Here is a 25,797-nt window from a genome sequence, read left to right as displayed (position 1 = left end):
GTTAACCTCGGAATCCCGGCGGAATTTGACTGTCTGGCTCGGAAAGCGAATTCAGGTCGCGTCTTGGCTGCCCGCCGTTACTCGCACGCCCCATCTGCACGCTTCGCGCCAGTTTCTGCTGCCACTGAACGTGATGGAACACTTTGCCTTCCGCCTGCCAGTACGCCGTAAACGCGGCCAGTTCTTCTGGCGTGACGGGCTGGGTCAGGGCGATACCCCAGAGTGCTGCCATGCGCTGAAAATCTTCATCAGGCCGCCAGTCGGCATACATCGGAAATTTACCCATCGGCACGGCAATCGGCGTGGCCACGGGTTCCTCAAAGAATTGCCCGTCGAGCATGACGTCACTGCCTGGGCGAGCCAGATTTGCTTCCAGCGCCAGCAGCTGTTCCAGACGTTCAGGGGTCAGCGCATAAAACGCCGGGGCGTTGTTGGCGAATACCGCGATAGCACCGTTATCGGCGTTTTTTAGCACACCCTCGGGATCGCGCAGGAGCGCATCAATGCCGATAACACTGGACGTTAAGACTCTGGAAGACATGGCAGTTACTCAATAAAACGGGACAGGCAGAACATGGCCTGATAGTAGCACAGAGTGCGTCGCGGGAGGAGATTCCCGGCAGAGGCTCTGCCGGGCGGAGTCAGACGCGAGGGCGCTTGCGGTAGAGCCATAAACCGGGGATCGACAGGCCGACAGAAAGCGCGCCCACGATCGAGGTGGCTTTCAGGAAATTCTCCAGCAGCGTGACCATCAGCGCTTCGCTGTAGCCGAGGTGACTGATTTTTACGGCTGAAATCATGGCGGTATAGGCCGAAATTCCCGGAAACATGGGGATAACGGCGGCAACCGTGAAGATTTTCGGATGCGCCAGATACCAGCGCGACCACTGAATGCCAATGCTGCCTACCAGCAGAGAGGCGATAAACGTCGCCCATTCGATGTTCATGCCCGCCATCATCATGGCCATTCTTGAGCTGTGACCGATGGCGCCCAGCAATGCACACCATGGCAAAGCGCGCTGTGGCACGTTAAATACCATGGCGAAGCCGACGGCAGGAATGGCTGACAGAACCGCGTCCTGAATCAGCGCCAGGAAGAAGTGTATTACGCCCATCCTCGTAACCCCCATAACGTCATGGCCATCACGACGCCAATGCAGGTCGCGAGCGTCAGCAAACTGGCTATCGCCCAGCGAGCCAGGCCGGTATTGATATGGCCTTTGAACATATCGGCGACGGCGTTAATCAGCGGAAAACCAGGTACCAGCAACAGCACGCTGGCGGCCATCGCCACGGTTGAGGTTTGTTCAAAGTTGGGCAGGCGTAGCATCAGGCCTGAAACGGTCGTTGCCACAAAGGCCGTGATACAGAAGTTAATTTGTGGATGCATTGAGCGATGCGTCAGGATCTGGCGAATATACATCGCCAGCGTGCTGGCGCAGAGAGTGACAAACGCGCCATCCCAGCCGCCGTTATTGAGTTTGCAGAAACACGCACACGACAGGCCAACCAGCGTGACAACCAGCCAGCGCGGGTAGCGCAGGGGTTTTATTTGCGAGAAGCGTTTTTCAACATCATGGGCATCCAGCAACTTATGTTCAGCCATGATCACGATGTGCTGCACTTCAGTGACCACATGCATGTTGATGCCGCGATCGTTGTTTTTCCGCGTTGTGGTCAGGCATTCGCCCTGATGCAGCGTCGTGAGCACGATGGCGTTTGAGGAGATGGCACTTTCGACGCTGTCCATGCCGAGCGCTAAACCCAGACGCGTGGAGAGTTCATCCACCAGGGCGCTTTCTGCGCCGTGCTGCAACAACAGCAACGCGCACTGAACACACAGCCGCGTCACTTTTCGTTGTATGGCTTGTTCTGCTTCCCTCACTTCCCGCAAATCCCCGATAACTGTGTTTAAAACACCGTTGTACCTGAAGCCCGCGCCAGCCATGGCCCGGCGAGATCAAACAACCGACGGATAGGAAATTGCACGAGTGGCTGTTTTTTGAACTGCCGCACACTTTCGCAAGATCGTTGAAAAGTGCAGGTTTTGCTCTTTTTATGCCCTTCTTTTTCACGCTCTGCTTATCAAAAATGCATGAAGACACTTTATGGAAACATAAAACAAACAAATAATTAACCATTCTGGAGCGAAGCCATCATGAAAACTCAGGTTGCCATTATCGGCGCGGGCCCGTCAGGACTGTTGTTAGGGCAACTGTTGCATAACGCGGGGATTGCTACCGTTATCCTCGAACGCCAGACACCCGAGTATGTTTTGGGTCGCATTCGTGCGGGGATTCTGGAAAGTGGAACCGTCGATTTACTGCGTCAGGCCGGTGTCGCTAAAAGGATGGATGCGGAAGGGCTGGTGCATCACGGCGTGGAGTTTTTGTTTGATGGCGTGCGCATTCCCGTCCCGCTGAGCGAGCTGACGGAAGGCAAGAGCGTGATGGTTTACGGACAGACTGAAGTGACCCGTGATCTGATGGAAGCGCGTGCCAGCAGCGGAGCGCAGATCATCTATGGCGTGAGCAACGTTGAGCTGCACGACATGAAAACGGACAAGCCATCTGTGACCTTTGAAAAAGAAGGCGAAGTTTGTCGGCTGGAGTGTGACTTTATCGCGGGCTGCGACGGTTTTCACGGGGTAGCGCGGCAAAGCATCCCGAAATCCGTCCTGCGGGAATACGAAAGCGTCTGGCCGTTTGGCTGGCTGGGATTGTTGTCGGATACGCCTCCGGTCAATCCTGAGCTGATTTACGCCCATCACGAGCGCGGGTTCGTCCTTTGTAGTCAGCGCTCGCTAACCAGGAGTCGCTACTATTTGCAGGTGCCGCTGAGCGAAAGCGTGGAGGCCTGGAGCGATGAACGTTTCTGGCAGGAGTTAAAATGCCGCCTGCCAGAGGATCTGGCGAGTAAGTTAGTGACTGGTCACTCGCTTGAAAAAAGCATCGCCCCATTGCGCAGCTATGTGGTTGAGCCAATGCAATATGGCAGGCTGTTCCTGGTCGGTGACGCGGCGCATATCGTGCCGCCAACGGGCGCAAAAGGGCTGAATCTGGCGGCGTCAGATGTGAACTATTTATGGCGCGTGCTGTGCCAGTTTTACCATCACGGGCGCGAAGATTTGCTGGCGAGCTATTCCAGCTATGCATTGAATCGCGTCTGGAAAGGTGAACGGTTTAGCTGGTTCATGACGCACCTGCTGCATGATTTTCATGACAAGAGTCCGTTTGACCGAAAAATGCAGGAGGCCGATCGTCGCTACTATCTTGGTTCGCGAGCAGGGCTGACGACCATTGCCGAAAACTATGTCGGTCTGCCCTACGAGACCGTCCGCTAACCGCGCAGGAGAGTTATGGCGCAGCACAATATCGTTCCTGTTTTTAAGCTTTATGGCGAGCAGATGGGCTGGCCAACGCCTGAATTGCTGCATTGTGAGTCCATTCACCAGCGCAGCAGCCTCTATGAGTGGCATATCCGCGTGCATCAGCATGCGGAGCTGGTACAAATTCTCTATCTGCATAAAGGGCAGGCTGAGATTGAGGTCGAGGGCGAAAAAACCGTGGTCACCGAGGCCAGTATTCAGGTTGTCCCTTCGCTGTGTGTCCACGGTTTCCGCTTTTCGCCAGGCACGCAAGGCTATGTGCTTTCTCTGGCGCTACCCCTGTTAACCCGCTTTGAAGCCGAGTTTGGCCGCCAGATGGCCGTGCTCAGTCGACCACATTGCATCGCGGTGAAACACTCCCGTATGCACATTCGCACGCTTTTTTCGACGCTGCTGGATGAGTATCAGCAGGACAACGATGCGCGTGAACTGATGTTACATGCGATGCTGAGCGCGCTTCTGGTCTGGCTGAATCGTCAGGTTCAGGGCGCTTTGCCCGTTGAGGATAAAGCAGAGCGCAGGCGTTCAGTTATGCGGCAGTTTGCCCGCCAGATTGAAAGCCACTATCGCGAACATCTTCCTTTGTCTGATTACGCACAGGCTGTGGGGCTGTCTGTGACTCATCTCAACTATTTGTGCCACGAATTTTATGATTGCAGTGCATTGAACGTGTTACATCAACGATTAATGCTGGAAGCGAAACGCAGCCTGCAATACACCAGCATGACGGTTACTCAACTCTCTGATTATTTGGGATTTAGTGATGCAACGTATTTCTCCCGTTTCTTCAGGCGCTATGCGGGTGTCTCACCAAAAATATTCAGGGAAAATATGAAAAAATAATATTGTAGATAATAAAATAATAAGTGCGGTTATTACGTGTTCTTCCCTCAGGTATGGGTGATGGCGTGTTTATTTATTGTATGGTACTGTGAATATTCCTTATTCTCTTCGGCGTTGACTCGATCCTAAAAGGGATATTTCCGTTTTCTGAATAGATTAAATAAACAATGCCAGAAATAATTCAATGCGTGATTAATAAGTTCCGATTGTTTCAATAACCATCCAGCATAGTGCAAGGGAGGTGTTATGCGTGCGGTAGGCCGGAAGTCCTGTGTCATAATAAGCCGGTTGCCTGTTTACCAGTCAGGTATGACCACCATCCTGAAGGAAAATTTTCCTGAGTATAAGGTGATGGTCCACCGGAAAATCGATGAGCTGACGCTATTTCAACTGGATAACACAAATCTGATAATAATTGATTTGCCTGCGGAGTATTCACAGGGAAAAGCACTTTGTGAGAAGTATTCGGCGCTAATGAATCGCTATAAGAAAACCCGCTGGATATATATGGTTAATCAGGCGTTGTACCCGTTAGCGATTGAATACTTATTGCGCCCGGAAAGTACGCTGTTGTCCGATGCGGAATCTGTCTCTGATCTGATATATGCCATCCGCAGCAAAGGGAAACAAAGAGAAAGTATCAGCACCAGCCTTCTGTTTCCTGCCTCATTTTCGGCAAGCACAGGTGAAGAAACGTCGATCGCCTTGACCCGCTCCGAACGCCAGGTCCTCCGCCTGTTGGCGCAAGGCTGGACCGTCAATCAGAGTGCTGTCCTGCTTGGAAAGAGCAACAAAACGATAAGCGCCCAAAAGAACAGCGCGATGCGGCGTCTGGCCCTGCGGGGAAATTCAGAGTTGTATGCCTGGTTCTGCACGGCCCAGGGTATGAAGGAACTTAACCTTCTTCCTGCAGGGGGGGAACCAGCGCAATGGATAAGTCCTCAGACGACAAGCATGTCGCTGTGATAGATAACTGTGCGATGACGATCATCGGGTTTCAGCAGTTGCTGCGTCACGGTACGGCGTATTCCTGCCGGTTGTATTCATTCAGTGATAGCGACCAGTGGTTCGCCCAGGGGGCTCACCCCTTCTATGCGGTCGTGATTTATTCTGTGGCAGATACGCGTGGTTCCCGGCAGGCGTGTATCGAGTTCCTGGCGCACCTGGCGAAAACAGAACCCGGCACCGCCCGAATATTGCTGGCGGAGGATGAGCGTCAGGCGAGGCTGATTCAGCATTTGTCGCCGGTTTTACTTCACTGCGTGCTGGCGAAAACGATGGACGTTGATGAGCTGCTCAGCCAGTTAACGGTGCTGCTGGAGCGTACCCCGCAGCAGAATGCCTCCGCTTTGATTGGGCGGGTGATGTGCCTGAGCCCGACGGAGCGGATGCTGCTTCACTATATGGGAAGAGGGCTGTCAATCCCTGAAATCGCCGTGCAAATGGAGAGGAGCACCAAAACCATTCGCACGCATAAGTTTAATGCGATGGCGAAACTGGGGGTCAATAACGATACCGGTTTGCTGTGTGCGGCAGATATTCTTCGTTATCTGCCACTTCATAACCCTTTAGTCACAAGGCTCTAAAGGCAAACGTCAATCCAGGTCGCCTCGGCCAATTCCGCGAGTCTGTCAGGGGAGAGGCGAACAGCGCTATGCGTCGCGCCTGCGGCAGGCAATACCTCCGGGAAATCCTTTAGGGAAATATCGCAATAGACAGTCAGCGGATTTTCCAGGCCGAAAGGGCAGACGCCACCGACAGGATGCCCTGTCCATGTCACCACTTCGTCGCTGCTTAGCATACGAGCTTTCGCCCCGAACGCGGTTTTCAGCTTTTTATTGTCGAGGCGTGCGTCGCCTTTGGCGACCACCAAAATCACTTCATCTTTCACTTTGAGGGACAGCGTTTTGGCGATTTGCCCCGGCAGAACATTATGGGCGGCGGCGGCAAGGGCGACGGTCGCAGTACTCTGATTAAGCTCTATAATTTCGATATCGGGGGCGCGGTCGGCGAAAAACTCCCGCACGGATTGCAGACTCATAGCTCTCTCCTGACATAAACGAAATAAATCTGGCACAACCTCTTCATGCTGTAAATAAGAGTATGAGTCATCCCACTCTTTCATCGATTTCTCGATCCTCTTCACATTCACTGCAACCGGTTACAGTAACCGGTTGCAGAACGGTGTTCGGGCGATTAATACTGAGAGCGTAACTTCCTCTGTATCGATAAAAAAATAAGAGCCGTGTATGAAATGTCACTCTAAAAACTGCAACTCGGGACGACTTCCCGGCGTGGTAGTGAACTCACAGTTCAGGATTGCGCATCGCGGCACACTAACCGTCGTTGTGCTTACGTCTATAGCCTGTCAGGAGAGCTGCTATGTCTGCTAACCATGCCGCGTTTAACTTGATATTCCGTTTTGTAGAAAACTACGTTAGCCCCGTTGCTGGACGCATTTCATCCCAGCGTCACGTCATGGCTATTCGTGATGGCTTTATCTCCGCAATGCCGTTCATGATTGTGGGGTCGTTCCTGCTGGTGTTTGCTTATCCGCCATTTTCCCCGGACACGACCTGGGGCTTCGCGCGTGCCTGGCTGGATATGGCGAAGCAGTTTGAAGGCCGTATTCTGACGCCGTTCGATATGACGATGGGTATTATGTCCATCTATATCTGTGCGGCCATTGCCTATAACCTCGGCAAACACTACGAGAAAAGCGCTCAGATCGATCCCTTCATGAGCGCGATGCTGTCGATCATGGCTTTCCTGCTGGTCGCCGCACCGAAAACGGATGGCACTCTGCCGGTTCATAGCCTGGGCGGCACGGGGATCTTTACCGCAATCCTGGTGGCTATCTATTGCGTAGAGATGATGCGTTTCCTGAAGGTGCGTAACATCGGTATTCGCCTGCCCGATCAGGTTCCGCCGATGATCAAAAACTCCTTCGATCTGCTGATCCCGGTGCTGGTGGTGGTGTTAACGCTCTATCCACTGAGTCTGTTTATCCAGAGCCAGTTCGATATGCTGATCCCTCAGGCCATCATGTCACTGTTTAAACCGCTGGTTTCTGCGGCAGATTCCCTGCCGGCTATCCTGCTGGCGGTGCTGATTGGTCACCTGCTGTGGTTTGCGGGTATCCATGGCGCGGCAATTGTCTCCGGAATGCTGCAGATGTTCTGGCTGACCAACCTGGGTCTGAACCAGACGGCGCTGGCGCAAAGTGCTCCGCTGCCGCACATCTTTATGGAGGCCTTCTGGACCTTCTTTATTGTTATCGGCGGTTCTGGTGCCACCATGGGGCTGGTGTTCTGCTACCTGCGCAGTAAGTCCGCCCACCTGCGTTCGATTGGTCGTCTGGGCGTGGTGCCAAGCATCTTTAACATCAACGAACCGGTTATCTTCGGTACGCCGATCGTGATGAACCCGGTGTTCTTTATTCCGTTCCTGCTGGCCCCAATGGTTAACGCTACGCTTGCCTGGGCGGCAATGAAGCTTGATTTGATTGGCCGCGTGATCTCCGTCGTGCCATGGACTGCGCCAGCGCCAGTCGGTGCGGCGTGGGCTCTGGGCTGGGATTTCCGTGCGGTCATTCTGGTGGTGCTGCTGGCTTGTGTGTCCGCCATCATCTACTACCCGTTCTTCAAGGTGTACGAGAAACAGCTGCTGGCACAGGAAGAAGAAGAAGCGCAGCGCGCCGCTGAGGAAGCGAGTCAGGCTGCATAACTGAAGCAAAACAAAAAAGCCCCGGTAAGCGTGATGCTGCCGGGGCTTTTTGTATTCTGAAGTGCTTATTTTAAAGTGCAGTCACCGCACTGTTGCACTTCTGGCAAGCGGTAGCGCTGGCAGCAGGTGCGACGGACTAACACGCCTTCACGCATGACGACAGTTCGCCAGAGTGGGTTGTCCTGGCCATCAGACAAGTGTTTCGCGAAGAACAAATGTTCGCGTAAGGCACTGACCTGCTCATCACCCAGTAATGCTTTCATTTCACCCAGGTACCAGTTAATCAGATAGCCCGTGTTGCTCCAGATAAGCTTCCCGTGAATATCACCAGTCGCTTCAAGCGTGGTGACGACCGGCATCAGGGCTTGCGTCACCAGTCGTTCCATTCGCTCAATGGAGGAGGCCTGAGTGAGGGCACGATCTTCCTGCACATCGACCCAGAAGCAGGCCGCACGACCCGTTTCGTGAAACTCGACGTGAAAATGGTGCGGGGAGAGATCGAGTGCGCGTTCTTCCGTCAGCAACGAAAGCATCAGCGCGGGAACCTGCAGGCCGAAATACCATTGCGCCCACAACGAAAGCAGAGGTTTATTCTCACGTGCCTGCGTCAGGTTGTTGCGGTAAATATGGTCGGAATAGGTCGCCAGCAGGGAAGTGAGTTCAGCGGACTGGCTCCACGTTGAGAGCGTCATACTGCTGTGCGGAGGCGTTTCGCTGAACCGCATAAAGTCGAGCAGGTGTGGGCGATGCTCGGCCACTTTATCGCGCAGAGTGTCAGCGAGCGTCGGCCCCGGCTCAATGAGCGGTGCACGCCAGATGATCTCTTCACTGAAAGGGGCGGAACGATAAGCCATGGCTGCGATTGGATACAAATCTAAATGATAATGATTGCCAATCCTAGCTATAGGCGACAGCAATCGCAACTGTTTTTACGTTTTCCGGCAGGTTTTCAACGCCTGGTTAAGGCTTCGCTGGTGAGGATATTGTTACGCCCCAGATGCTTGGCTTCATAAAGCGCTTTATCAGCCTGTTCGAGCGCCGCCTCCACCTCTTCCCCGAACAACGGAGCAAGCCCAATGCTGACGGTGACATTGGTGGCTACGCTGTGGTTGAACATGTGTGGGATTTTAAGATCGTACACGCGCTGGCGGATACGCTCAGCGGTTTGCAATGCGGCTTCTGCGGTTGTTGAGGTGAGCAATACCATAAATTCTTCGCCACCGTAGCGGGTCACAATGTCTCTGGAACGCACGGCATCGCGGATTGCCGCTGAAACCTGAATCAGCGCCTGGTCTCCCATCATGTGGCCATAATGATCGTTGTAGGCTTTGAAGTAGTCGATATCAAGCAGCAGGACGTAATGTCCGCTGGCATCCAGCGAGAGCAGGGTATCAAGACGGTTTTGCAGGCCGCGGCGGTTGTACAGCCCGGTCAGCGGGTCGAGCATACTCAGGTCATTCAGCGTCTGCTTTTCTTCCAGCAGTCGGAACATCAGCCCCTGAGCAAAGTTGTCGTTGCGCTTCTGGATAATGCTCTGAATGCTGATCCCAATAACCGGCAAGGCAAAGCAATAGACCATGCGGACCCACTGATCGCCATCGCCGAGAAACAGGCAAACCACTAAAACCGGCAAAGAGTGTAATGTGAACGCGATGATATTATTAGAAAAAGCAATCGCACCGACAAACAGCACGCTTAATAAGGCAATCACCAAATAGCTGAAATTAGGCTGATGCATCAGCGGTGATTTAATGGCGATATGCCAGGCCCATAAACAGCCAAACAGGATCGAGATAACCGGAATATTGATTTTCTTTTCACTCCAGACCCAATGGCTCAGGAGCAAACCTGCGCTACCAAAGGTGATGGTGAGCAAAGGGAGTGTCACGGCAGCCACGTGATACACGGGGCTGACCATAGAAAAGAGCGATGATGTTAAATTAAGAAATAAAAACAGGCGTAATGAAAATTGATATTTTTTAATACGCAACGAACGCCAGGATTGTGCTGTCATGTCAGGAAATCATTAATTATTGTGGGATTACAGAAACACTAGCCTACAGAAATGACAAACTTCGCACGGGAACGAGTCGCGCGAACTATTGTTCAGAAACACTAATCTATTCGGATTATTCTTGCAATTTATCACCTTCAGCCAGGGCTGTCACTCGCGTGAAAGTAAAGAGTGAAAGGCTCTCTCACCTGAACTTGCAAATGATAAAAATTATCATATGATATTGGTTATCATTATCAGTTTAAGAGATGAAACCATGTTGCAGCGAGCGTTAGGCAGTGGGTGGGGCGTGTTGATCCCTGGCGGTGTGTTGACACTTCTGGGGTTTGCAGGTCTTTCTGTCGAGACCTGGAAAGGGCTTATTGTTCTGGGTTTACTGCTGACCTGCATCATGATTTGGCACCGACAATTACGCCATTTCGTGCTGCTGCCATCGGCGTTCGCGCTGATTGGTGGAATGATGCTGGTGATAATGAATTTGAAACTGATGGGGTAGTAAAGGCAAAACGAGAAGAGAGGAGAGGGATAAGAGACTGGTGCGAGGGGGGGGACTCGAACCCCCACATCCTAAGGACACTAACACCTGAAGCTAGCGCGTCTACCAATTCCGCCACCTTCGCACAGAAATCTTATCGTGATATTGCCCTCTTTGGTGCGAGGGGGGGGACTTGAACCCCCACGTCCGTAAGGACACTAACACCTGAAGCTAGCGCGTCTACCAATTCCGCCACCGTCGCCCAGTGTGAGCAATATCTTTGTAGTAGTTGGTGCGAGGGGGGGGACTCGAACCCCCACATCCTAAGGACACTAACACCTGAAGCTAGCGCGTCTACCAATTCCGCCACCTTCGCATACCATCGACTCTTGAAAGAATCTCTACTACGGAGGCGCATTCTAGTGGTTTTCGCACTTTCGTCAACAGTTAATTGCCCTGCTTTTTTTAATTGTTGCAAAAGTGGGCGCTGAACCGCAGGAAAAGCAAAACGCCCGGGCGCAAGGCCTGCGGGCGTTTCAGGACGACTACTTTTTCGCCTGACGGGTCATGACGGTGCGATAGACTTTGAAGCGGCCGGTTTGGGCAATCACTTCGTGGAAGCCAAAAATCTCATCCAGCACTTTCGGATAAGGCAAAAAGGCGTTGGCGACAATGCGCAGTTCACCGCCGCTGTTCAGATGGCGCACTGCACCACGAATCAGCTGCTGTGTGGCTTCCAGACTGGTCTGCAACCCGTCATGGAACGGCGGGTTTGAGATAATTATATCGAAGCGGCCGGTGACGTCGGAGAAGACGTTGCTGGCAAAAACTTCGCCTTCGAAACCATTGGCAGCCAGAGTGGCGCGGCTGGCTTCAACGGCTGGTGCGCTCACGTCGCACAGCGTCAGGCGAACTTTCGGCGAGTGGCTTGCCAGCACGGTGGCGAGCACGCCTGCGCCGCAGCCAACATCCAGCACTTTGCCTTTGGTGTGTGGCGTCAGCGTGGACAGCAGCAGCTGGCTGCCGACATCCAGGCCATCCCGGCTAAACACGCCCGGCAGGGTTTTCACGGTCAGACCGTCGAGCTGATATCCGCCCCAGGCTTTTTCCGGGTTAAATTCAGGCTGTTTTTCCAGACGTCCGTGATACAGACCACAGCGGCGAGCGCTGTCGATTTTGTTCAGGGGCGCGTATTCCGCGAGCATTTGCTCAGCGCTACGTACGCCGCTGCGGTTTTCACCGACCACAAAAATGTCTGTCCCGACAGGCATCAGAGACAAAATATTGGTCAGCTGATACAGCGCTTCCGGCTTGTTTTTCGGCCAGTAGTAAATCAGCGTATCGCAATCGGCAACGTCCGCCGCTTCAGCGGTCAGGCTGAAACGAACGTTTTCACCCATCTGGCGGCTAAGCACTTGCCAGTGGTGGTATTGCTGGGTGTGGGCGCGGCTAAATGCGCAGTCCAGACGAGCGGGCAGGTCATCCTGCAGATCACCGGCAAACAGAATACGGCTTTGTTCGAAATCATCACTGTGACGCAGCAAGACTTCACTTGCCGGAGATAAAGCAGACATAAAGAGGGATCCTTAGTTAATGACGGGCAAGATTATACACATTTACTGCACGACTGCCTCCCTGCTTTATTGGCGCAACTTCGCCGAATTTGCTATATTTCCGCGCCTGACAGACAGGAGAAACCCGCGATGACATCCCGACGAGACTGGCAACTACAGCAACTGGGCATTACCCAGTGGGCATTGCGTCGCCCCGCGGTGTTGCAGGGCGAAATCGCTATCTCTCTGCCTGAGCATATTCGTCTGGTGATGGTCGCCGAAACGCTGCCGTCACTGACCGAACCGCTGGTCGGAGATATTCTCCGTGCTTTGGCGGTGACGCCGGATCAGGTTCTTCAGCTTACGCCGGAAAGGGTTGCAATGCTGCCGCAGGGCGGGCGTTGCAACACCTGGCGCTTAGGTGACAACGACCCCGTGGCGCTGGAAGGCGCGCACATCGACAGTCCGGCCTTCGAACAACTCCAGTCCAGTGCCGCAGCCCGCGCTGCGCTCTGGCAACAAATTTGCGCACATGAACACGATTTCTTCCCTCAGTCAGACTGATTTACCGCGCGCCTGGCAAATTGAACAGCGCGCCCATGCTTTTCCCTGGAGCGAACAGACGCTCGCCAGTAATCAAGGGGAGCGTTATCTCAACCTGCAACTGACGGTCGACGGTGACATGGCGGCTTTCGCCATCACGCAAATCGTGCTCGACGAAGCAACCCTGTTCAACATAGCGGTCGATCCGGCGTATCAGCGCCGTGGCTTAGGCCGTGAACTGCTGGAACAGGTGATTGACGAGGTAGAAAAACGCGGCGTTGTCACGCTGTGGCTGGAAGTCCGGGCATCGAACGTTGCCGCCATCGCACTGTATGAAAGCTTAGGCTTCAACGAGGCGACGATTCGACGTAACTACTATCCGACCGCGGAAGGACGTGAAGACGCCATCATAATGGCACTGCCAATCAGTATGTAAGACAAGGGTTTACGATGAAGATGTGGGACTGGATTTTCTTTGATGCCGATGAAACGCTGTTTACCTTCGATGCTTTCAGCGGCTTACAGCGGATGTTTCTCGACTATAGCGTGACGTTCACCGCGGAAGATTTCCAGGACTATCAGGCCGTGAACAAGCCTCTGTGGGTCGATTACCAGAATGGTGCCATCACGTCTTTACAGCTTCAGTATCAGCGTTTTGAGAGCTGGGCTGCGCGTCTGAACGTCAAACCCGGCGATCTGAATGACGCATTCATGAATGCGATGGCAGAGATTTGTGCGCCCTTACCCGGTGCCGTTTCGCTGCTCAATGCGCTTCAGGGCAAGGTGAAGATGGGGATCATCACCAACGGATTTACCTCGTTGCAGCAAATCCGTCTTGAACGCACCGGGCTTCGTGAACATTTTGATTTGCTGATCATTTCTGAAGAAGTGGGCGTGGCAAAACCGGACTCGCGCATTTTTGATTACGCGCTGGAACAGGCCGGTCATCCGGATCGTTCGCGCGTGCTGATGGTGGGCGACACGGCCGCTTCTGACATTCTGGGTGGCATGAATGCAGGGCTTTCAACCTGCTGGCTGAATGCGCATCAGCAGGTACTGCCAGAGCACATCAACCCCACCTGGACCGTAACGTCGCTTGGCGAGCTGGAGCAACTCCTGTGTAAACATTGATTGTCAGCCCCTCCCGTACGGGTAAAATAGCCGCATTTTCGTATTCAACATGCGTGGCTTAGTGCCGCGTTTACTTAAGAAGAACTGACTATGACGTTGTCTCCTTATCTGCAAGAGGTGGCGAAACGCCGCACTTTTGCCATCATCTCTCACCCGGATGCCGGTAAAACGACCATCACCGAAAAGGTGTTGCTGTTCGGACAGGCTATCCAGACCGCCGGTACGGTTAAAGGCCGTGGCTCAAGCCAGCATGCGAAATCTGACTGGATGGAGATGGAAAAACAGCGTGGGATCTCCATCACCACCTCGGTGATGCAGTTCCCATATCGCGACTGCCTGGTGAACCTGCTGGACACCCCGGGCCACGAAGACTTCTCGGAAGATACCTATCGTACCCTGACGGCGGTTGACTGCTGTCTGATGGTTATCGATGCCGCGAAAGGCGTTGAGGATCGTACCCGTAAGTTGATGGAAGTCACCCGTCTGCGCGATACGCCGATCCTGACGTTCATGAACAAACTCGACCGTGATATCCGCGATCCAATGGAAGTGCTGGATGAAGTTGAGCGTGAACTGAAAATTGGCTGTGCGCCAATCACCTGGCCGATTGGCTGTGGCAAGCTGTTCAAGGGCGTGTACCACCTCTATAAAGATGAAACCTATCTTTATCAGACCGGTAAAGGTCACACCATCCAGGAAGTCCGCATCGTTAAGGGGCTGAACAACCCGGATCTCGACGCCGCCGTTGGCGAAGATCTGGCGCAGCAGCTGCGTGATGAGCTTGAACTGGTGCAGGGCGCGTCCAACGAGTTCGATCAAGAGCTGTTCCTGGCCGGTGAAATTACCCCGGTCTTCTTCGGTACCGCGCTGGGTAACTTCGGCGTAGACCATATGCTCGACGGTCTGGTGGAATGGGCTCCTGCGCCAATGCCACGTAACACAGACACTCGTCTGGTCGAAGCGAAGGATGAGAAATTCACCGGTTTCGTCTTTAAGATCCAGGCCAACATGGACCCGAAACACCGCGACCGCGTGGCGTTTATGCGTGTGGTGTCCGGGAAATATGAGAAAGGCATGAAGCTGCGCCAGGTGCGTATCGGCAAAGATGTCGTGATTTCCGACGCGCTGACCTTTATGGCGGGCGACCGTTCGCACGTGGAAGAAGCCTACCCGGGCGACATCATCGGTCTGCATAACCACGGTACGATTCAGATTGGCGACACCTTCACCCAGGGTGAAATGATGAAGTTCACCGGTATCCCGAACTTCGCGCCAGAACTGTTCCGCCGCATTCGTCTGAAAGATCCACTGAAGCAGAAACAGCTGCTGAAAGGTCTGGTTCAGCTGTCAGAAGAAGGGGCTGTGCAGGTCTTCCGTCCCATCGCCAACAACGATCTGATCGTGGGTGCGGTCGGGGTACTGCAGTTCGACGTGGTCGTTGCGCGCCTGAAGAGCGAGTACAACGTTGAGGCTATCTACGAATCCGTTAACGTGGCGACCGCACGTTGGGTTGAAAGCTCAGATGTGAAGAAGTTCGAGGAATTCAAGCGCAAGAACGAAATCCAGCTGGCGCTGGATGGCGGCGATAACCTGACGTATATCGCGCCAACCATGGTTAACCTCAATCTGACTCAGGAACGTTACCCTGACGTTCAGTTCCGCAAAACCCGCGAGCACTAATCCCTCCTCAGAGCACGGCCTGCGCCGTGCTCTCGCTTTTCTCCTGCCTGTTGATTCCGTTGCAGAAAGTTCTTAAATGAGCCCATTCCTGCCGTAAAAGGCCACTTTTTAACCGTCTGGCCGGGCAGCCTCAAAATTGTTGGCTATATTTAACAAAGTGATGACAAGTTTGTTGGCTTAATTGGCTAATAAATAAGTGCTACATGGCGAATTAACCCACTGTATTTGTCCATCACGATATTAAGAACTGTACGTTTGCGGTGATTTTCACCCCTACAGCAATGCGATCATGAAGATCGCCTGAGCTCAAATTCTGAGCAAACCACAGGAATCGATGATAATGACAAGCCAAAACATGTCCAAAACGCTGCTGGCTGTGATGCTGGGTACGGCACTGATGAGCGGCTCTGCTCTGGCGGAATCCACCATGGATAAAACGCAATCTGCGGCTGACAGCGCGGGCCAGAAAATCGACAGTTCGATGAACAAGGTTGGCGGCTTTATGGATGACAGCAGCATTACCGCTAAAGTGAAAGCGGCGCTGGTCGATCATGACTCCATCAAAAGCACGGACATTTCGGTGAAAACCGACGACAAAGTGGTCACCCTGAGCGGGTTTGTTGAAAGCCAGGCTCAGGCAGAGCAAGCCGTTAGCGTCGCGAAAGGCGTGGAAGGCGTGGCCTCCGTCAGCGACAAACTGCACGTCCGTGACAGCAAAAACCAAAGTATGCAGGGGTATGCGGGCGACACCGCAACCACCAGTGAAATCAAGGCCAAACTGCTGGCCGACGACATCGTGCCTTCCCGTAAAGTGAAAGTCGAAACCACCGACGGTGTGGTTCAGCTTTCGGGAACGGTCGATTCCTCAGCGCAGAGCACCCGTGCTGAAAGCATCGCCAAAGCTGTTGATGGCGTAAAAAGTGTGAAGAACGACCTCAAAGTGAAATAAGTCTGTAGAGACATACTTCCCCGGCAGTTTGCCGGGGGCACGAGTCTGTCGTTTTGAGTGCCTGAGCGTTCATCAAAGCGGTCGACATTAACTATGGTAAAGGAGAATCGTATGTTTCGTTGGGGCATTATCTTTCTGGTTATCGCGTTAATTGCCGCCGCGCTGGGCTTTGGTGGTCTTGCGGGTACGGCCGCGGGCGCTGCCAAAATCGTCTTTATCGTCGGTATCATTCTGTTCCTGATCAGCCTGTTTATGGGACGCCGGCGTCCATAGCAACGTTAAATTTTCGTAACAAAAGCCAGCCCAATGGGCTGGCTTTATCTGTTTAAGACAATCCTTATCTGCGTTAAGGTGAAGTAACAGAACAATCAAAAACGGGAAAGCAGTGTGGGACAGCGAATTCCGGTTACGCTCGGCAATATTGCGCCGCTTGCCGTCAAACCTTTCAAACCCGGCGAAATTGCGCTGGTGTGTGAGGGCGGCGGGCAACGTGGCATCTTCACAGCAGGCGTGCTGGACGAATTCATGCGCGCGCGATTTAACCCTTTCGACCTTTTTCTCGGCACGTCTGCCGGGGCGCAAAACCTCTCCGCGTATGTGTGCAACCAGCCTGGCTACGCCCGGAAAGTGATCACCCGTTACACCACGTCTCGCGAATTCTTTGACCCGATGCGCTTTGTGCGCGGCGGCAACCTTATCGATCTCGACTGGCTGGTCGAAGCGACCGCCAGCAAAATGCCCCTGGCGATGGATGTGGCGGCTCGCCAGTTCGATGCGGGAAAAGCATTCTTGATGTGTGCTTCAAGAGCAGACGACTACTCGCCAGGCTACTTCTCTCCTACTCGTGAAACCTGGATGGATCAGATTCGTGCTTCCAGTGCGATCCCGGGTTTCTATCGGCCAGGCGTAACGCTTGATGGGGTGAACTGGCTGGACGGCGGCGTGAGCGATGCGATCCCCGTGCAGGAAGCGGTGAAGCGCGGTGCCAAAACGGTGGTGGTGATCCGCACGGTGCCGTCGCAAATGTATTACACGCCGCAGTGGTTCAAGCGGATGGAGCGCTGGCTTGGGGAAAGCAGCCTGCAGCCATTTGTGAATCTGGTGCAGCATCATGAGCAGACCTATCACGCCATTCAGCAGTTCATTGAGAAGCCGCCGGGCAAAATTCGCATCCTTGAAATTTATCCGCCGAAGCCGCTCAACAGCATGGCGTTGGGCAGTCGCCTTCCGGCGCTGCTGGAGGATTACAACGTAGGAAGGCAGTGCGGGCGCTACTTCCTGGCAACGATGGGAAAAATGCTCGCCGACAAGCCTCCGCTGCGGCGCTTCAGGCCACGAGTTGCTACACCAGCGCCGGTGGTGGTGCCTCCGGCAGCGGTTGCCAACGATGTTACTGCGGCTGCACTGGTCAACGCGCCGCAGGCAAACGATGCGAATTTTGATAACGAAGGGCTGGCGTGACAGGCGAACTGCCACGCCGCAGGGCAATCAGTCGAAATCGACGCGCAGCAGTGCAAGAGAGGAAAATGTGCCTTCGCCCGGTGCTTTACCCGTGGTGCTAATCGGGTAGGTTTGCAGCGATACGTTGGCTTTACTGGATGCATCGAGCGTAAAATGCGTGCTGGTGGTGGCGTCGTTAGGCGCTAACACTTTGCCATCGCTGTCTGCTATCACAATACCAACATCCGGATTCCCGGTCTCAAGAGCCTGGGGTTGAGACGAAGATGGCGTGCCCTGCACCCTGAGCGACAATTGCGCATAAGCATTCACGCTGTTGCACTCCACCGGCACGTTAAAGGTCTTAGGCGTATAGTTTTTGGCCTTATCCCCCGCAGTGGTGAAATCGCCACTGAAAATATCGCCCAGAGGAACAACAATCTGCGTACCTGCGTTTACCGTACAGTTTTGTGGCACAGTGACGCTGCCTGAGATGTACATATCTACTGCGGCAATAGAGCCATGGCTCGGGGCGGCTACATCGCCGATGGTCCAGTAGGTGGAGCCTACATAAGTACTGGCCAGATAAGAGCTGCCGATAAAGGACTTCTTAATTCTCAGCGTGACGCGCAGCATGCTGCCTGTGTGCGTACTGCCGATTGCAATTGCGTTACTAGCACCGCATTTGTACGCTTTGGTAGCGGAGTAGTTGTGTTTGCCATCAAAGGGGAAGGAGTAGTAGGTCCCTCCGCTGGTATTGGACTCCAGTGCGACCTGAAGATATTCATTACCAGGCACGCCAAAGTAGTTGAGCCCATTGATGGTCTCTTCAAGGGGTAAAGTGGTATCTCCCCAAAGCCATAACCACTGATAAGGCCCACCCGTGCAGCTACAGACGATGTTAATCGAGCCACTCGGAGCCTGAAGCACAATAGCTGGGATGATGGTACCAACGGCATTTTGATCAGGTTCGGTAATGGTGTTGTTACCGTAGTCATAACTGGCTGAAACCGTCCCCCCTTCCGGGTTACAGGGGCCAGTATCAGCCTGGGCTACGCCCGATAACAGGCCGACCAGGCACAGCAGTGAAAGTGTTAAGTTGATTAATCTTCTCATCATAAGAGTGCAGCTTTTGTTAAACGTTAAAGTCATCATGGGCGGTTTACTGAAAGCGCTCATCCCACGGGAAAGTGCGTCGGGCTTTTTCCTTCCAGGCTTTGGCTTGATCGCGCCGTTGCAGGAAAGCCAGCACGGCTATCTGGTTTTGATACATATCGGCATCCGCATGGACGCTCAGCCATAAGGCATTGTTTTGCGTGAAAGTCTCCAGAGCCTGCCGATCCTGCTTTTGCCGGAATTCCATCAGCGTCAGTAAATCCAGGTCGTGGTGATAGCGCAGGCGGGCAGCCCAGGGAACAGACAATGTTCTGATGACCTGAGGCGTAGCGAGCTTCTGGTCCTCCAGTAAATCCATCACCTGATTAGCGTGGAAGGTCAGGGCGGCCAGGGCAGCACCGGCGATGGCAATGCTGGCCATCGCACCATGCATGATCAGACTTGCTGCGGAATGTTTACTGGTGGGTTGTGTAAGTTCTTCTTCACGCAGCGATAAGCGGAAAAGCAGCAACAGCGTGAGCCAGTGCGGAACCGAGTAGTAGAGCGGAAACTCAAGCTGGGTATGCAGCAGAACGGGTACCATCGCAAGCCAGGCTCCGGCCTGCTGTAAATTGCCGACTTTGAACCCCTGGCGCAACCACAGACAGAACCAGATAATTGCCCCGGCTAAGGCGACAAAGCCTCCCTCAAAGAACTGATACAACAGCTCATTGTGCGGATGGGCCATGATTTCCTTACCGGGATTTCCACCAGGTAACGCCGCCAGCCAGTTCTGATACAGGCCTTCATAGCTGCCAGCCCCATGACCGATAAACGGATGCTGAAGGCTTAACGTCAGCGTGTTTCGTAAGGTGAGGATCCGCTGAAGGTTAGAACCCTCATGCAGCTCAAGCGCCCGGGTGACCGACATATTGAGCAGCAGCAGCCCGGCCACCCCGCCCGCTACCAGCAGCAGGCAAAGTAATTTGCCGTTGTGTGCCTGATGGCGAAACGGCGAGCGAAGCACCAGAAAGATCATGCCAGCCGCCACGACTGCACAGGCCAGCCAGCCCGTGCGGGAATAGAGCAGCACAAGGATCATGGTGAGGAATGTCACCGCCGCACCGAGCACTGTCTGCCGCGCTTTTTCGAAGCGAGGATGCGTCAGGCGGGCTTCACGGTTGGTGAGTTGCAGCATGGCAACGGTCAGTGCCATCGCTAAAAAACTGCTGGTGACATTGACCTGCTGGAACACGCCCACGCCACCACGACCATACTTTGCAATGAAGGTTTGCCAGACTGCCGGGAGCCACTCCGGGCGGCCGTACAATTCCATCAGCACCAGGCTGCCCTGAATCATCCCGGCCAGCGCCATACAAGTGAGTAAAAGATGGCGGGATTTTCCTGACAGCGAGCAACGCAGCAGAGTCAGGATAAATAAACATCCTCCCCAGAGTCCGGCGATGGCCGTTGCGCCATTCAGCCGCATTTCGCGCGTGGGCGACCACAGCAGAGGCAGGGTGAGCAGCACTGAACCGACGAGCATCGCCGGGACAGGAAAAGTGGCTCTGGAACAAGAGGAAGGGAAGACCCAGAAAAGGGCAATCAGCGACAGAATACTGGCCCAGCTCAGGCTGTTGAGCGGAAGCTGAACGCCTCTCCCCCCGACATTGCTCAGCGGGAGATGCATGACGATCAGCCAATAAATCGCCATTCCCAGCACAAACAAAAAACTTGCCCCTGCGCGCGTAGTTGTGAAATGCGGGGAGTAAGTGGACATCGTCATGCTGTCACCCACGGCCCAGGGAGGCGGTGACGGCGGGCATCACTTTGCCGTAGTCGTTCAGGGTTTGCCATTGGATCTGGCACCCTGCACTTTGTGCGCAACCTTCCACTTTACGCTGACTAAAAGGCGCAACCACCCCGGCATCAGGCTGTATCTTGCCATTGATTTTCAGATTAAAGAGGGTGACGTAGTAGGGAGTTGGATTGGCGACCTGGAGTGCTTTCCCGGCCTGCGTCCATTTCAGCTGCTGCCAGGCTTTTTCCCCCTTTCCCTTCAGACCTGAGGGGCGGTAAATCAGCTTCAGGCCCGAGCGCACGGCCATCTGAACTGAATTCCCGTCGCTGTGGCCGGAGGGGATCGCCGCAATGCTCAGAGTAAAGAGCGATTCCCTGTCTTTGGGCAAATTCGGATCCACCTGAATGATGCGTAACGCATTTTCCCCGCCGGACCGGAGGGTAAACAGCGGAGGGATAGCGCTAAATGTTAACGGATTCTGCTTTGCCATCGGCGCGATGGTGCCAGCCCACTGCCCGTTGGTGTAGATATGGGTATTCACCAGCCATGGACGAGTGCTGGTATTACGCAGCGTTACGCCAAGGCTGGGCTGGCCTTCCTGATAGATAAAGCGGGTGCCGCCAATCACGATACCCGCGCGGCTGGAGAGCGTGAAGCAAAGCAAAAGCAGACAGAGGCAGAAATTACGCATAATGAAGGGTAAACGTCGCTGAGGCCGTGGCAGTACCTGCGATCACCGGCTGGCCGTTAGCCATAAAGTTGGCGTAAAACAGTAGCGCCACGGTTGCCTGATCGGGGATCAGTTTGGTGCTTTCTCCCACGGTATTGATTGGAATGAGGCTGTTGCTTTGATCGTAGAGAGCGATCCCGATCCCGCTGGCGTTACCCGCTCCGGCAGCGATGGCCAGCAAATCGGTATTGTTGGCATCCGGCGTACCTTCGAACGACACGCTGACGTTACTGGCCGAACCGCCGCACTTTTCCAGATTGATGGTGAAGGCCTGTGGCAAGGATGTCTTCCCTGCTTCGCTGAGGTCTTTGCTCGCCACGTCGCCGAGTTTGACGGTAATGTTTTCTGAGTCAACGGCGACAACGCACGTGTTGTCGAGAATATGGCCCGCTACATTGATGGTTCCACCTGCTGCGTGAGCAGTCGCGGAAAGTGAGAGACATCCGCTGATGGCTACCAATAAAAGCGCTTTCAGGTTCATCGTCAGTCCTTATTGATAGTTGAGGTCGAAATACATCACCGCAGTTGCCTCACCGCTGGTGACTGTGGCGGCCGTTGACTTGTAGCGCAGGGCAAAGTTGAGCTGGTTGTCGCCCTCCTGGAGGGCATAGACATCCGAATCAGCATTGTTTATCGGAATAACCTTTTGGCTACTGTCGAGGATCTGAACGCCGATGCCAGTTGCCATACTGCCGGTGCTGCCGGTATCGCTTAAGGCCAGCAGGGTCGGATCAGTCGCATCGGCATTGCCGGTAAAGGCCACTTTTGCGCCCGTAATGCCCGCTGTGCAGCCGGTCAGCTTGATTTGAAAATCTTTAGCGGTACTCACGCTGCCAACGCCTGGAAAATCAGACGGAGAAAAATCGCCAATGGTGACCGTCTGACTCTGGCTGTCACTTTCTACATCGCAGGTCTGGGGAATGATCGTCCCGGAGATTAATAAGTTGTAAGGAAGATCGTCCGCATAAGCGGTGCTGAGGGCACCGCCGATTAAGCTCAGGGCGAGCACGAATTTGAGGGCCGGGTTTCTCACTTGCACTCCCCCGTCAGTTTGGTCATCAATTGCTCTTCAGCATCGGCGGGCAGTACGTAGTCGAATTCGCACTGCGACTCGCTGCCTTCTCCCCACTGAGCCATGAGTTTTCCTTTCGGCGCCAGCGCGGTGAGATAGACCTGACCGTCGTCACCCACAAGACTGCTGCTGCCTTCGTCATCGCGAGAGACGGTCGCGCCAAACGGCACAGGACGCCCGTTGCGCATCAGCGAAATGAGTGCACGAATACCGACATGTGCCTTAAATTCCGCTAACACCAGCGCGCCTTTGGTTGGCACGACGGTCGCCACCGAATCCTCGATATCAACATTATTCTTAAGCGTATTGGTATCAATCGACATGCGGTTCATGCGGTAGTTGGTGGCGTAAGGCACTATGGCGTAGCCACGCCAGTCGGTGCGAAGGCCGTTATTGCCATCAATATGCACATCCGAAGCGCCAGGCGCTGCAATCAGCACGTTGGTATCACCCAGCGGTTGGCTGAAGGTCACACCATGGCGGTGGGCGACAATACCGCCTGACAGGCCATAGTTAACCTGTTGATAATCGCCGTGATCGCTATAGCTGTAACCCACGTTTGCCTGGTTATAGGTGCCTTTGTAGCTCATGTTGGCCGAGCCATTCAGCGCACCACCATGGTTGCTGTAGCCCTGCTGAATGCTGTAATCGAGGTTGTTATCGTCAAGCAGTGTACCGCCCAGACCGGCACTCTGAGACATGTTGCCATGCGCGTCAGTGCTGGTGTTCATCGTCGCGTACATATTATGTTGAGACATCGTTGTCCCGCCGCCCGGCGACAGCCACTGGCTTAACGGCAGGGAGAAATTGAGCGCGAAGATCTGGTCTTTATCCTCTGAACCCGGTGACTTGTTGTAGTTGTAGCTCAGGTTATAGTTGACCGAACCGATCGAGCCGCTGTAGCCCATCTGCACCAGGGTATTGGTTTCGTCAGTGTTCCAGTAGCTCTGGCGGCTGGCCGTCAGATACAGCGATCCATATTCATGCAGCTGCTGCGAAAGGTTCGCTTCAATCTTGCCGCGTTTGTTGTAGTAAAGGTTGTAATAGTCCGTCCACGAGGGTTCATACTCTTCCGGACCATCCTGCGTATCGACGGTATATCCCGACATATGACGATAGGTGGTTTCTGCAAGGCTGTAGTAGCCCTTTGTCGAGTAACGATAGCCCAGCAGCTGGATGTTTGTGCCTACCTCATTCAGGGATTTCGCGTACAGGAAACGCAAAGACTGTCCGCGGTGTTCAGTGTCATCCATCAGGGTGCTGTGGGCCTGGGTAATATCGGCGGAAACGGCACCGTAGCTACCCAGGTTAAAACCCAGTCCGAGCGCCAGCGAGCGGTAGTTTTTGGTCATCTGGGCGCCACCATAGGTGGTAATGCCGTGAGGTAAGCCCCAGATGAGGGTGAACTGCGCCAGGTCGACGTCATCCTGCTGATCGCTGCTGCTGCGATAGCGTCCACCGACGACGGAATATTTCACATGCCCTTCACGCTGTAATAAAGGCACGGAAGAGTAGGGCACGGTATAGCTATTGGTGCTGCCATCGTTCTCTTTGACTTCAACGACAAGGTCACCACTGGAAGAGGTGGCGTAAAGGTCATTAATTTCAAAAGCGCCGGGCGGCACATAGCTTTGGTAAATGGTGTAGCCGTTCTGCTTGATGGTGACCTGGGCGTTGGTTTTAGCGATGCCGCGCACGGTCGGGGCAAAGCCGCGCTGGCTGTCCGGAAGCATGTTTTCATCTGTTTCCAGCTTCGCTCCGCGGATGGTCATTCCGTCAAAAATATCAGAGTTGGTATAGGTGTCGCCTACAACCAGCGTGCTTCTGAATGGAATAATCGCTCGCTCAACGTAGGTGCTGATGTGTTCCCAGTCCTTTTCGCTGCGCCCGTTCTCTTTGTTGTAGCTGAAGGTAGAGGTATCGCGTAAGCGCCAGGGGCCAAGATTTAGCCCGCTGTTAAGGTTAAGAAAATAGCTGGTATCAGTGCCTTTTCCCTCTTCGGTACGCTTGTGGCTGTTTGAGCCGGTGAACTGGTAATTAAGCAATAACGCATTGATCCCATTGTCCCAGCGTTCAGGTGGGATATAGCCACGAATCTGGTTCGCTAAGGCGGCCTGGGGGATACTGAGATCAAGGCGTAATTGTTCAAAGTTTAAACTGGACTGCGCGGCAGGAATATACTCTTCGATATTCACGCACTCATCGTGCTGTTTACCCTTAAAGGATTCGATGGCGGAAACGTTAACGCCAGCCGCTTCCAGCGACTTGATTTTCAGGCACGGATAAAGGCCGGTACCATCGCCGGTTGTGGCCTTCGCGTTCTCCGTGGTGTCTGCGTTTTTTTCTCTGGCTTTAAAAAGGATATCGCGAGAGTCGAGAAACTTCTCATTCAGATAGATATCCACGCGGTAAACGCCCGGCGCCTGGCTGTCGCTTTCAAAATGCGATAAATCAGCCACGGCATCCGGATCTGCGGATAAGAAGGCCGGGTTGAAATAGTTCTCAGCCAGCCCCTCCAGTGGAAAAAGGCTGACCAGCATTGCCAGAGGCGTGAGTCGAAATAGCCTCGCAGGACAGAATAATCGATTCGTAGACATTGTTATCTATTCAACCCTTACCCATTAATATCACCCGCTACTGGGTACAGGTCTGTTTTGGTGTATTTGCGCCGAAATCATTCACCGATTCAAACGTCACGGTGCCCGTTTTCCCGCCAGGAATAGTGGTCTGTGCCTTTCCTTTTGGTGGCACCATGGTGTTATGGACTCTCTGGCCCCCGACATACAGGTTCACCATCGTTACGTGGTAAGGAGAGGCGTTTTTGATCACCAGATTGTTACCACTGACGCTGCAGGTCAGGGCTTTCGGCGCATCGATGGCCGGCGTCGGTAAATTTTTCGGGCGAACGAAGAGCTTGATGACGCTCTGAGTCGCAATTTGCAGGGTGTTGCCCTGCAGCTGGCTCTTGTCGACAGAAGGGATCGCCTTCACATTCAGGTAAAACAGGCTCTCTTTGTCCGTCGCAAGCTGTGGGCCGGTGTACATTATCCGTAAGGTATTTTCTTTTTTGGGATGAATGACGAACAGCGGTGGCGTCAGCACAAAGTCTGTCGACTTGGTTTCATCCGCTTTGGTTACCCAGGACTGAATGAGGAACGTCCCTTTATCGGTGGAGTTAATGATAGGGAGGGTGGCCTGCTTCTCACCCTGCATATAAATCACTCGGGTTGCGCCGAGGGCAATGCCGCCTGCGTGTGCGGCTTGCACGGAGAGCATGAGGGCGGCTGCTGCGAGTGTGATATTGAAACAGCGATGTGCGGTATTAGTCAAAGTCTTCATAGTAGCCTACAAAATATTCAG

27 protein-coding genes and 3 tRNA genes are annotated in these 25,797 nt (G+C 53.9%); 13 read left to right on the top strand and 17 right to left on the bottom strand.

Annotated features, from left to right (window positions below):
* Position 1: 1 nt before the first annotated feature.
* The 3 genes from dnaT to ACRCWW_RS18865 form a co-directional block, all read right to left on the bottom strand.
* Complete coding sequence (dnaT, locus tag ACRCWW_RS18875) at positions 2–541, bottom strand: primosomal protein DnaT (RefSeq protein ID WP_438683755.1); 540 nt, start codon at positions 539–541, stop codon at positions 2–4.
* 100 nt (positions 542–641) lie between these two features.
* Positions 642–1,115: a threonine/serine exporter gene (locus ACRCWW_RS18870; protein ID WP_438683754.1), complete on the bottom strand. Its 474-nt coding sequence runs from the start codon at positions 1,113–1,115 to the stop codon at positions 642–644.
* On the bottom strand, positions 1,106–1,864 hold the full coding sequence (locus ACRCWW_RS18865) for a threonine/serine ThrE exporter family protein (protein ID WP_438683765.1): 759 nt from the start codon (positions 1,862–1,864) through the stop codon (positions 1,106–1,108). Before ACRCWW_RS18865 ends, ACRCWW_RS18870 begins: the two co-directional genes overlap by 10 nt.
* 294 nt (positions 1,865–2,158) lie before the next feature.
* Between ACRCWW_RS18865 and pobA the strand changes: the two genes are divergently transcribed.
* The 4 genes from pobA to bglJ all read left to right on the top strand — a co-directional run bounded on the left by pobA (position 2,159) and on the right by bglJ (position 5,817).
* Positions 2,159–3,343, top strand: a complete 1,185-nt coding sequence (gene pobA / locus ACRCWW_RS18860) for a 4-hydroxybenzoate 3-monooxygenase (RefSeq protein WP_438683753.1) — start codon at positions 2,159–2,161, stop codon at positions 3,341–3,343.
* 15 nt (positions 3,344–3,358) lie between these two features.
* Entirely contained in the window at positions 3,359–4,231 is an 873-nt protein-coding gene (locus tag ACRCWW_RS18855; RefSeq protein WP_438683752.1) for a helix-turn-helix domain-containing protein, read from the top strand.
* 246 nt (positions 4,232–4,477) lie between these two features.
* Complete coding sequence (locus ACRCWW_RS18850; RefSeq protein ID WP_438683751.1) at positions 4,478–5,197, top strand: LuxR C-terminal-related transcriptional regulator; 720 nt, start codon at positions 4,478–4,480, stop codon at positions 5,195–5,197.
* Positions 5,161–5,817, top strand: coding sequence for a DNA-binding transcriptional activator BglJ (gene bglJ, locus ACRCWW_RS18845; protein ID WP_438683750.1), 657 nt, complete (start codon positions 5,161–5,163; stop codon positions 5,815–5,817). The genes ACRCWW_RS18850 and bglJ overlap by 37 nt, the downstream gene beginning before the upstream one ends.
* On the opposite strand, the gene ACRCWW_RS18840 is transcribed toward bglJ, so the two are convergent.
* Entirely contained in the window at positions 5,814–6,272 is a 459-nt protein-coding gene (locus ACRCWW_RS18840; RefSeq protein ID WP_438683749.1) for a YbaK/EbsC family protein, read from the bottom strand. The two genes, bglJ and ACRCWW_RS18840, sit on opposite strands and share 4 nt — an antisense overlap.
* A 341-nt stretch (positions 6,273–6,613) precedes the next feature.
* Between ACRCWW_RS18840 and ACRCWW_RS18835 the strand changes: the two genes are divergently transcribed.
* Positions 6,614–7,957 (top strand): PTS sugar transporter subunit IIC, encoded by a 1,344-nt coding sequence (locus tag ACRCWW_RS18835; RefSeq protein ID WP_438683748.1) that lies wholly within the window; start codon positions 6,614–6,616, stop codon positions 7,955–7,957.
* A gap of 65 nt (positions 7,958–8,022) precedes the next feature.
* On the opposite strand, the gene fhuF is transcribed toward ACRCWW_RS18835, so the two are convergent.
* Together fhuF and ACRCWW_RS18825 are read right to left on the bottom strand one after the other, a co-directional pair.
* Positions 8,023–8,811 carry a siderophore-iron reductase FhuF gene (gene fhuF, locus ACRCWW_RS18830; protein WP_438683747.1) on the bottom strand — a complete coding sequence of 263 codons (789 nt, stop codon included), beginning with the start codon at positions 8,809–8,811 and terminating at the stop codon, positions 8,023–8,025.
* 95 nt (positions 8,812–8,906) lie between these two features.
* Positions 8,907–9,971, bottom strand: a complete 1,065-nt coding sequence (locus ACRCWW_RS18825) for a GGDEF domain-containing protein (protein ID WP_438683746.1) — start codon at positions 9,969–9,971, stop codon at positions 8,907–8,909.
* A 217-nt stretch (positions 9,972–10,188) separates the two neighbouring features.
* On the opposite strand from ACRCWW_RS18825, the gene ACRCWW_RS18820 reads away from it, so the two are divergent.
* Complete coding sequence (locus ACRCWW_RS18820; protein WP_438683745.1) at positions 10,189–10,467, top strand: DUF1435 domain-containing protein; 279 nt, start codon at positions 10,189–10,191, stop codon at positions 10,465–10,467.
* Positions 10,468–10,505: 38 nt separating this feature from the next.
* Here the strand turns inward: ACRCWW_RS18820 and ACRCWW_RS18815 are convergent.
* From ACRCWW_RS18815 to rsmC, 4 genes are all read right to left on the bottom strand, one after another.
* A tRNA-Leu gene (locus tag ACRCWW_RS18815) sits at positions 10,506–10,591 on the bottom strand.
* A 30-nt stretch (positions 10,592–10,621) separates the two neighbouring features.
* Positions 10,622–10,708: transfer RNA gene (locus tag ACRCWW_RS18810), tRNA-Leu, on the bottom strand.
* Positions 10,709–10,736: 28 nt separating this feature from the next.
* Positions 10,737–10,822 (bottom strand) — tRNA-Leu (locus ACRCWW_RS18805).
* A gap of 169 nt (positions 10,823–10,991) precedes the next feature.
* On the bottom strand, positions 10,992–12,020 hold the full coding sequence (rsmC, locus tag ACRCWW_RS18800; RefSeq protein WP_438683744.1) for a 16S rRNA (guanine(1207)-N(2))-methyltransferase RsmC: 1,029 nt from the start codon (positions 12,018–12,020) through the stop codon (positions 10,992–10,994).
* A 129-nt stretch (positions 12,021–12,149) separates the two neighbouring features.
* Here rsmC and ACRCWW_RS18795 point away from each other — a divergent pair, with 129 nt between their 5' ends.
* The 7 genes from ACRCWW_RS18795 (at position 12,150) to ACRCWW_RS18765 (ending at position 17,763) form a co-directional block, all read left to right on the top strand.
* The gene (locus ACRCWW_RS18795) at positions 12,150–12,563 is read left to right on the top strand and encodes a DNA polymerase III subunit psi (RefSeq protein ID WP_438683743.1); all 414 of its coding nucleotides are present in this window, start codon (positions 12,150–12,152) and stop codon (positions 12,561–12,563) included.
* Positions 12,532–12,978 carry a ribosomal protein S18-alanine N-acetyltransferase gene (rimI, locus tag ACRCWW_RS18790; protein WP_438683742.1) on the top strand — a complete coding sequence of 149 codons (447 nt, stop codon included), beginning with the start codon at positions 12,532–12,534 and terminating at the stop codon, positions 12,976–12,978. The genes ACRCWW_RS18795 and rimI overlap by 32 nt, the downstream gene beginning before the upstream one ends.
* A 14-nt stretch (positions 12,979–12,992) precedes the next feature.
* Positions 12,993–13,673 (top strand): pyrimidine 5'-nucleotidase, encoded by a 681-nt coding sequence (yjjG, locus tag ACRCWW_RS18785; RefSeq protein WP_438683741.1) that lies wholly within the window; start codon positions 12,993–12,995, stop codon positions 13,671–13,673.
* Positions 13,674–13,763: 90 nt separating this feature from the next.
* The gene (prfC, locus tag ACRCWW_RS18780; RefSeq protein WP_330982195.1) at positions 13,764–15,353 is read left to right on the top strand and encodes a peptide chain release factor 3; all 1,590 of its coding nucleotides are present in this window, start codon (positions 13,764–13,766) and stop codon (positions 15,351–15,353) included.
* A gap of 340 nt (positions 15,354–15,693) precedes the next feature.
* Complete coding sequence (gene osmY / locus ACRCWW_RS18775; protein ID WP_438683740.1) at positions 15,694–16,302, top strand: molecular chaperone OsmY; 609 nt, start codon at positions 15,694–15,696, stop codon at positions 16,300–16,302.
* Positions 16,303–16,413: 111 nt separating this feature from the next.
* The gene (locus ACRCWW_RS18770; RefSeq protein WP_071777480.1) at positions 16,414–16,575 is read left to right on the top strand and encodes a DUF1328 domain-containing protein; all 162 of its coding nucleotides are present in this window, start codon (positions 16,414–16,416) and stop codon (positions 16,573–16,575) included.
* 114 nt (positions 16,576–16,689) lie between these two features.
* Positions 16,690–17,763 carry a patatin-like phospholipase family protein gene (locus ACRCWW_RS18765; protein ID WP_438683739.1) on the top strand — a complete coding sequence of 358 codons (1,074 nt, stop codon included), beginning with the start codon at positions 16,690–16,692 and terminating at the stop codon, positions 17,761–17,763.
* A gap of 27 nt (positions 17,764–17,790) precedes the next feature.
* Here ACRCWW_RS18765 and ACRCWW_RS18760 read toward each other — a convergent pair whose 3' ends face one another.
* From ACRCWW_RS18760 to ACRCWW_RS18730, 7 genes are all read right to left on the bottom strand, one after another.
* Entirely contained in the window at positions 17,791–18,858 is a 1,068-nt protein-coding gene (locus ACRCWW_RS18760; RefSeq protein WP_438683738.1) for a fimbrial protein, read from the bottom strand.
* A gap of 43 nt (positions 18,859–18,901) precedes the next feature.
* Positions 18,902–20,620 (bottom strand): O-antigen ligase family protein, encoded by a 1,719-nt coding sequence (locus ACRCWW_RS18755; protein ID WP_438683737.1) that lies wholly within the window; start codon positions 20,618–20,620, stop codon positions 18,902–18,904.
* Between the two features lie 4 nt (positions 20,621–20,624).
* A complete protein-coding gene (locus ACRCWW_RS18750) occupies positions 20,625–21,326 on the bottom strand; it encodes a fimbria/pilus periplasmic chaperone (RefSeq protein ID WP_438683736.1) in 702 nt (233 codons plus the stop codon).
* On the bottom strand, positions 21,319–21,846 hold the full coding sequence (locus ACRCWW_RS18745; RefSeq protein WP_438683735.1) for a fimbrial protein: 528 nt from the start codon (positions 21,844–21,846) through the stop codon (positions 21,319–21,321). Before ACRCWW_RS18745 ends, ACRCWW_RS18750 begins: the two co-directional genes overlap by 8 nt.
* 9 nt (positions 21,847–21,855) lie before the next feature.
* Complete coding sequence (locus ACRCWW_RS18740) at positions 21,856–22,398, bottom strand: fimbrial protein (protein WP_438683734.1); 543 nt, start codon at positions 22,396–22,398, stop codon at positions 21,856–21,858.
* The gene (locus ACRCWW_RS18735; RefSeq protein WP_438683733.1) at positions 22,395–24,977 is read right to left on the bottom strand and encodes a fimbrial biogenesis usher protein; all 2,583 of its coding nucleotides are present in this window, start codon (positions 24,975–24,977) and stop codon (positions 22,395–22,397) included. The genes ACRCWW_RS18740 and ACRCWW_RS18735 overlap by 4 nt, the downstream gene beginning before the upstream one ends.
* A gap of 94 nt (positions 24,978–25,071) precedes the next feature.
* Positions 25,072–25,776, bottom strand: coding sequence for a fimbria/pilus periplasmic chaperone (locus tag ACRCWW_RS18730; RefSeq protein ID WP_438683732.1), 705 nt, complete (start codon positions 25,774–25,776; stop codon positions 25,072–25,074).
* Positions 25,777–25,797 lie beyond the last annotated feature (21 nt).

Origin of the sequence: Scandinavium sp., from assembly GCF_051650185.1 — a bacterium.
GTDB lineage: Bacteria > Pseudomonadota > Gammaproteobacteria > Enterobacterales > Enterobacteriaceae > Scandinavium.
Note: the sequence above shows the minus strand (reverse complement) of the source record. Positions and strands in the feature narration are given on the sequence as shown.

What these genes read in the sequence shown, in the direction of transcription:
- dnaT (WP_438683755.1), bottom strand. Translation starts at nt 541, where the DNA reads ATGTCTTCCAGAGTCTTAACGTCCAGTGTTATCGGCATTGATGCGCTC.
- ACRCWW_RS18870 (WP_438683754.1), bottom strand. Translation starts at nt 1,115, where the DNA reads ATGGGCGTAATACACTTCTTCCTGGCGCTGATTCAGGACGCGGTTCTG.
- pobA (WP_438683753.1), top strand. Translation starts at nt 2,159, where the DNA reads ATGAAAACTCAGGTTGCCATTATCGGCGCGGGCCCGTCAGGACTGTTG.
- ACRCWW_RS18855 (WP_438683752.1), top strand. Translation starts at nt 3,359, where the DNA reads ATGGCGCAGCACAATATCGTTCCTGTTTTTAAGCTTTATGGCGAGCAG.
- ACRCWW_RS18850 (WP_438683751.1), top strand. Translation starts at nt 4,478, where the DNA reads ATGCGTGCGGTAGGCCGGAAGTCCTGTGTCATAATAAGCCGGTTGCCT.
- bglJ (WP_438683750.1), top strand. Translation starts at nt 5,161, where the DNA reads ATGGATAAGTCCTCAGACGACAAGCATGTCGCTGTGATAGATAACTGT.
- ACRCWW_RS18840 (WP_438683749.1), bottom strand. Translation starts at nt 6,272, where the DNA reads ATGAGTCTGCAATCCGTGCGGGAGTTTTTCGCCGACCGCGCCCCCGAT.
- ACRCWW_RS18835 (WP_438683748.1), top strand. Translation starts at nt 6,614, where the DNA reads ATGTCTGCTAACCATGCCGCGTTTAACTTGATATTCCGTTTTGTAGAA.
- fhuF (WP_438683747.1), bottom strand. Translation starts at nt 8,811, where the DNA reads ATGGCTTATCGTTCCGCCCCTTTCAGTGAAGAGATCATCTGGCGTGCA.
- ACRCWW_RS18825 (WP_438683746.1), bottom strand. Translation starts at nt 9,971, where the DNA reads ATGACAGCACAATCCTGGCGTTCGTTGCGTATTAAAAAATATCAATTT.
- ACRCWW_RS18820 (WP_438683745.1), top strand. Translation starts at nt 10,189, where the DNA reads ATGATATTGGTTATCATTATCAGTTTAAGAGATGAAACCATGTTGCAG.
- rsmC (WP_438683744.1), bottom strand. Translation starts at nt 12,020, where the DNA reads ATGTCTGCTTTATCTCCGGCAAGTGAAGTCTTGCTGCGTCACAGTGAT.
- ACRCWW_RS18795 (WP_438683743.1), top strand. Translation starts at nt 12,150, where the DNA reads ATGACATCCCGACGAGACTGGCAACTACAGCAACTGGGCATTACCCAG.
- rimI (WP_438683742.1), top strand. Translation starts at nt 12,532, where the DNA reads ATGAACACGATTTCTTCCCTCAGTCAGACTGATTTACCGCGCGCCTGG.
- yjjG (WP_438683741.1), top strand. Translation starts at nt 12,993, where the DNA reads ATGAAGATGTGGGACTGGATTTTCTTTGATGCCGATGAAACGCTGTTT.
- prfC (WP_330982195.1), top strand. Translation starts at nt 13,764, where the DNA reads ATGACGTTGTCTCCTTATCTGCAAGAGGTGGCGAAACGCCGCACTTTT.
- osmY (WP_438683740.1), top strand. Translation starts at nt 15,694, where the DNA reads ATGACAAGCCAAAACATGTCCAAAACGCTGCTGGCTGTGATGCTGGGT.
- ACRCWW_RS18770 (WP_071777480.1), top strand. Translation starts at nt 16,414, where the DNA reads ATGTTTCGTTGGGGCATTATCTTTCTGGTTATCGCGTTAATTGCCGCC.
- ACRCWW_RS18760 (WP_438683738.1), bottom strand. Translation starts at nt 18,858, where the DNA reads ATGATGAGAAGATTAATCAACTTAACACTTTCACTGCTGTGCCTGGTC.
- ACRCWW_RS18755 (WP_438683737.1), bottom strand. Translation starts at nt 20,620, where the DNA reads ATGACGATGTCCACTTACTCCCCGCATTTCACAACTACGCGCGCAGGG.
- ACRCWW_RS18750 (WP_438683736.1), bottom strand. Translation starts at nt 21,326, where the DNA reads ATGCGTAATTTCTGCCTCTGTCTGCTTTTGCTTTGCTTCACGCTCTCC.
- ACRCWW_RS18745 (WP_438683735.1), bottom strand. Translation starts at nt 21,846, where the DNA reads ATGAACCTGAAAGCGCTTTTATTGGTAGCCATCAGCGGATGTCTCTCA.
- ACRCWW_RS18735 (WP_438683733.1), bottom strand. Translation starts at nt 24,977, where the DNA reads ATGCTGGTCAGCCTTTTTCCACTGGAGGGGCTGGCTGAGAACTATTTC.
- ACRCWW_RS18730 (WP_438683732.1), bottom strand. Translation starts at nt 25,776, where the DNA reads ATGAAGACTTTGACTAATACCGCACATCGCTGTTTCAATATCACACTC.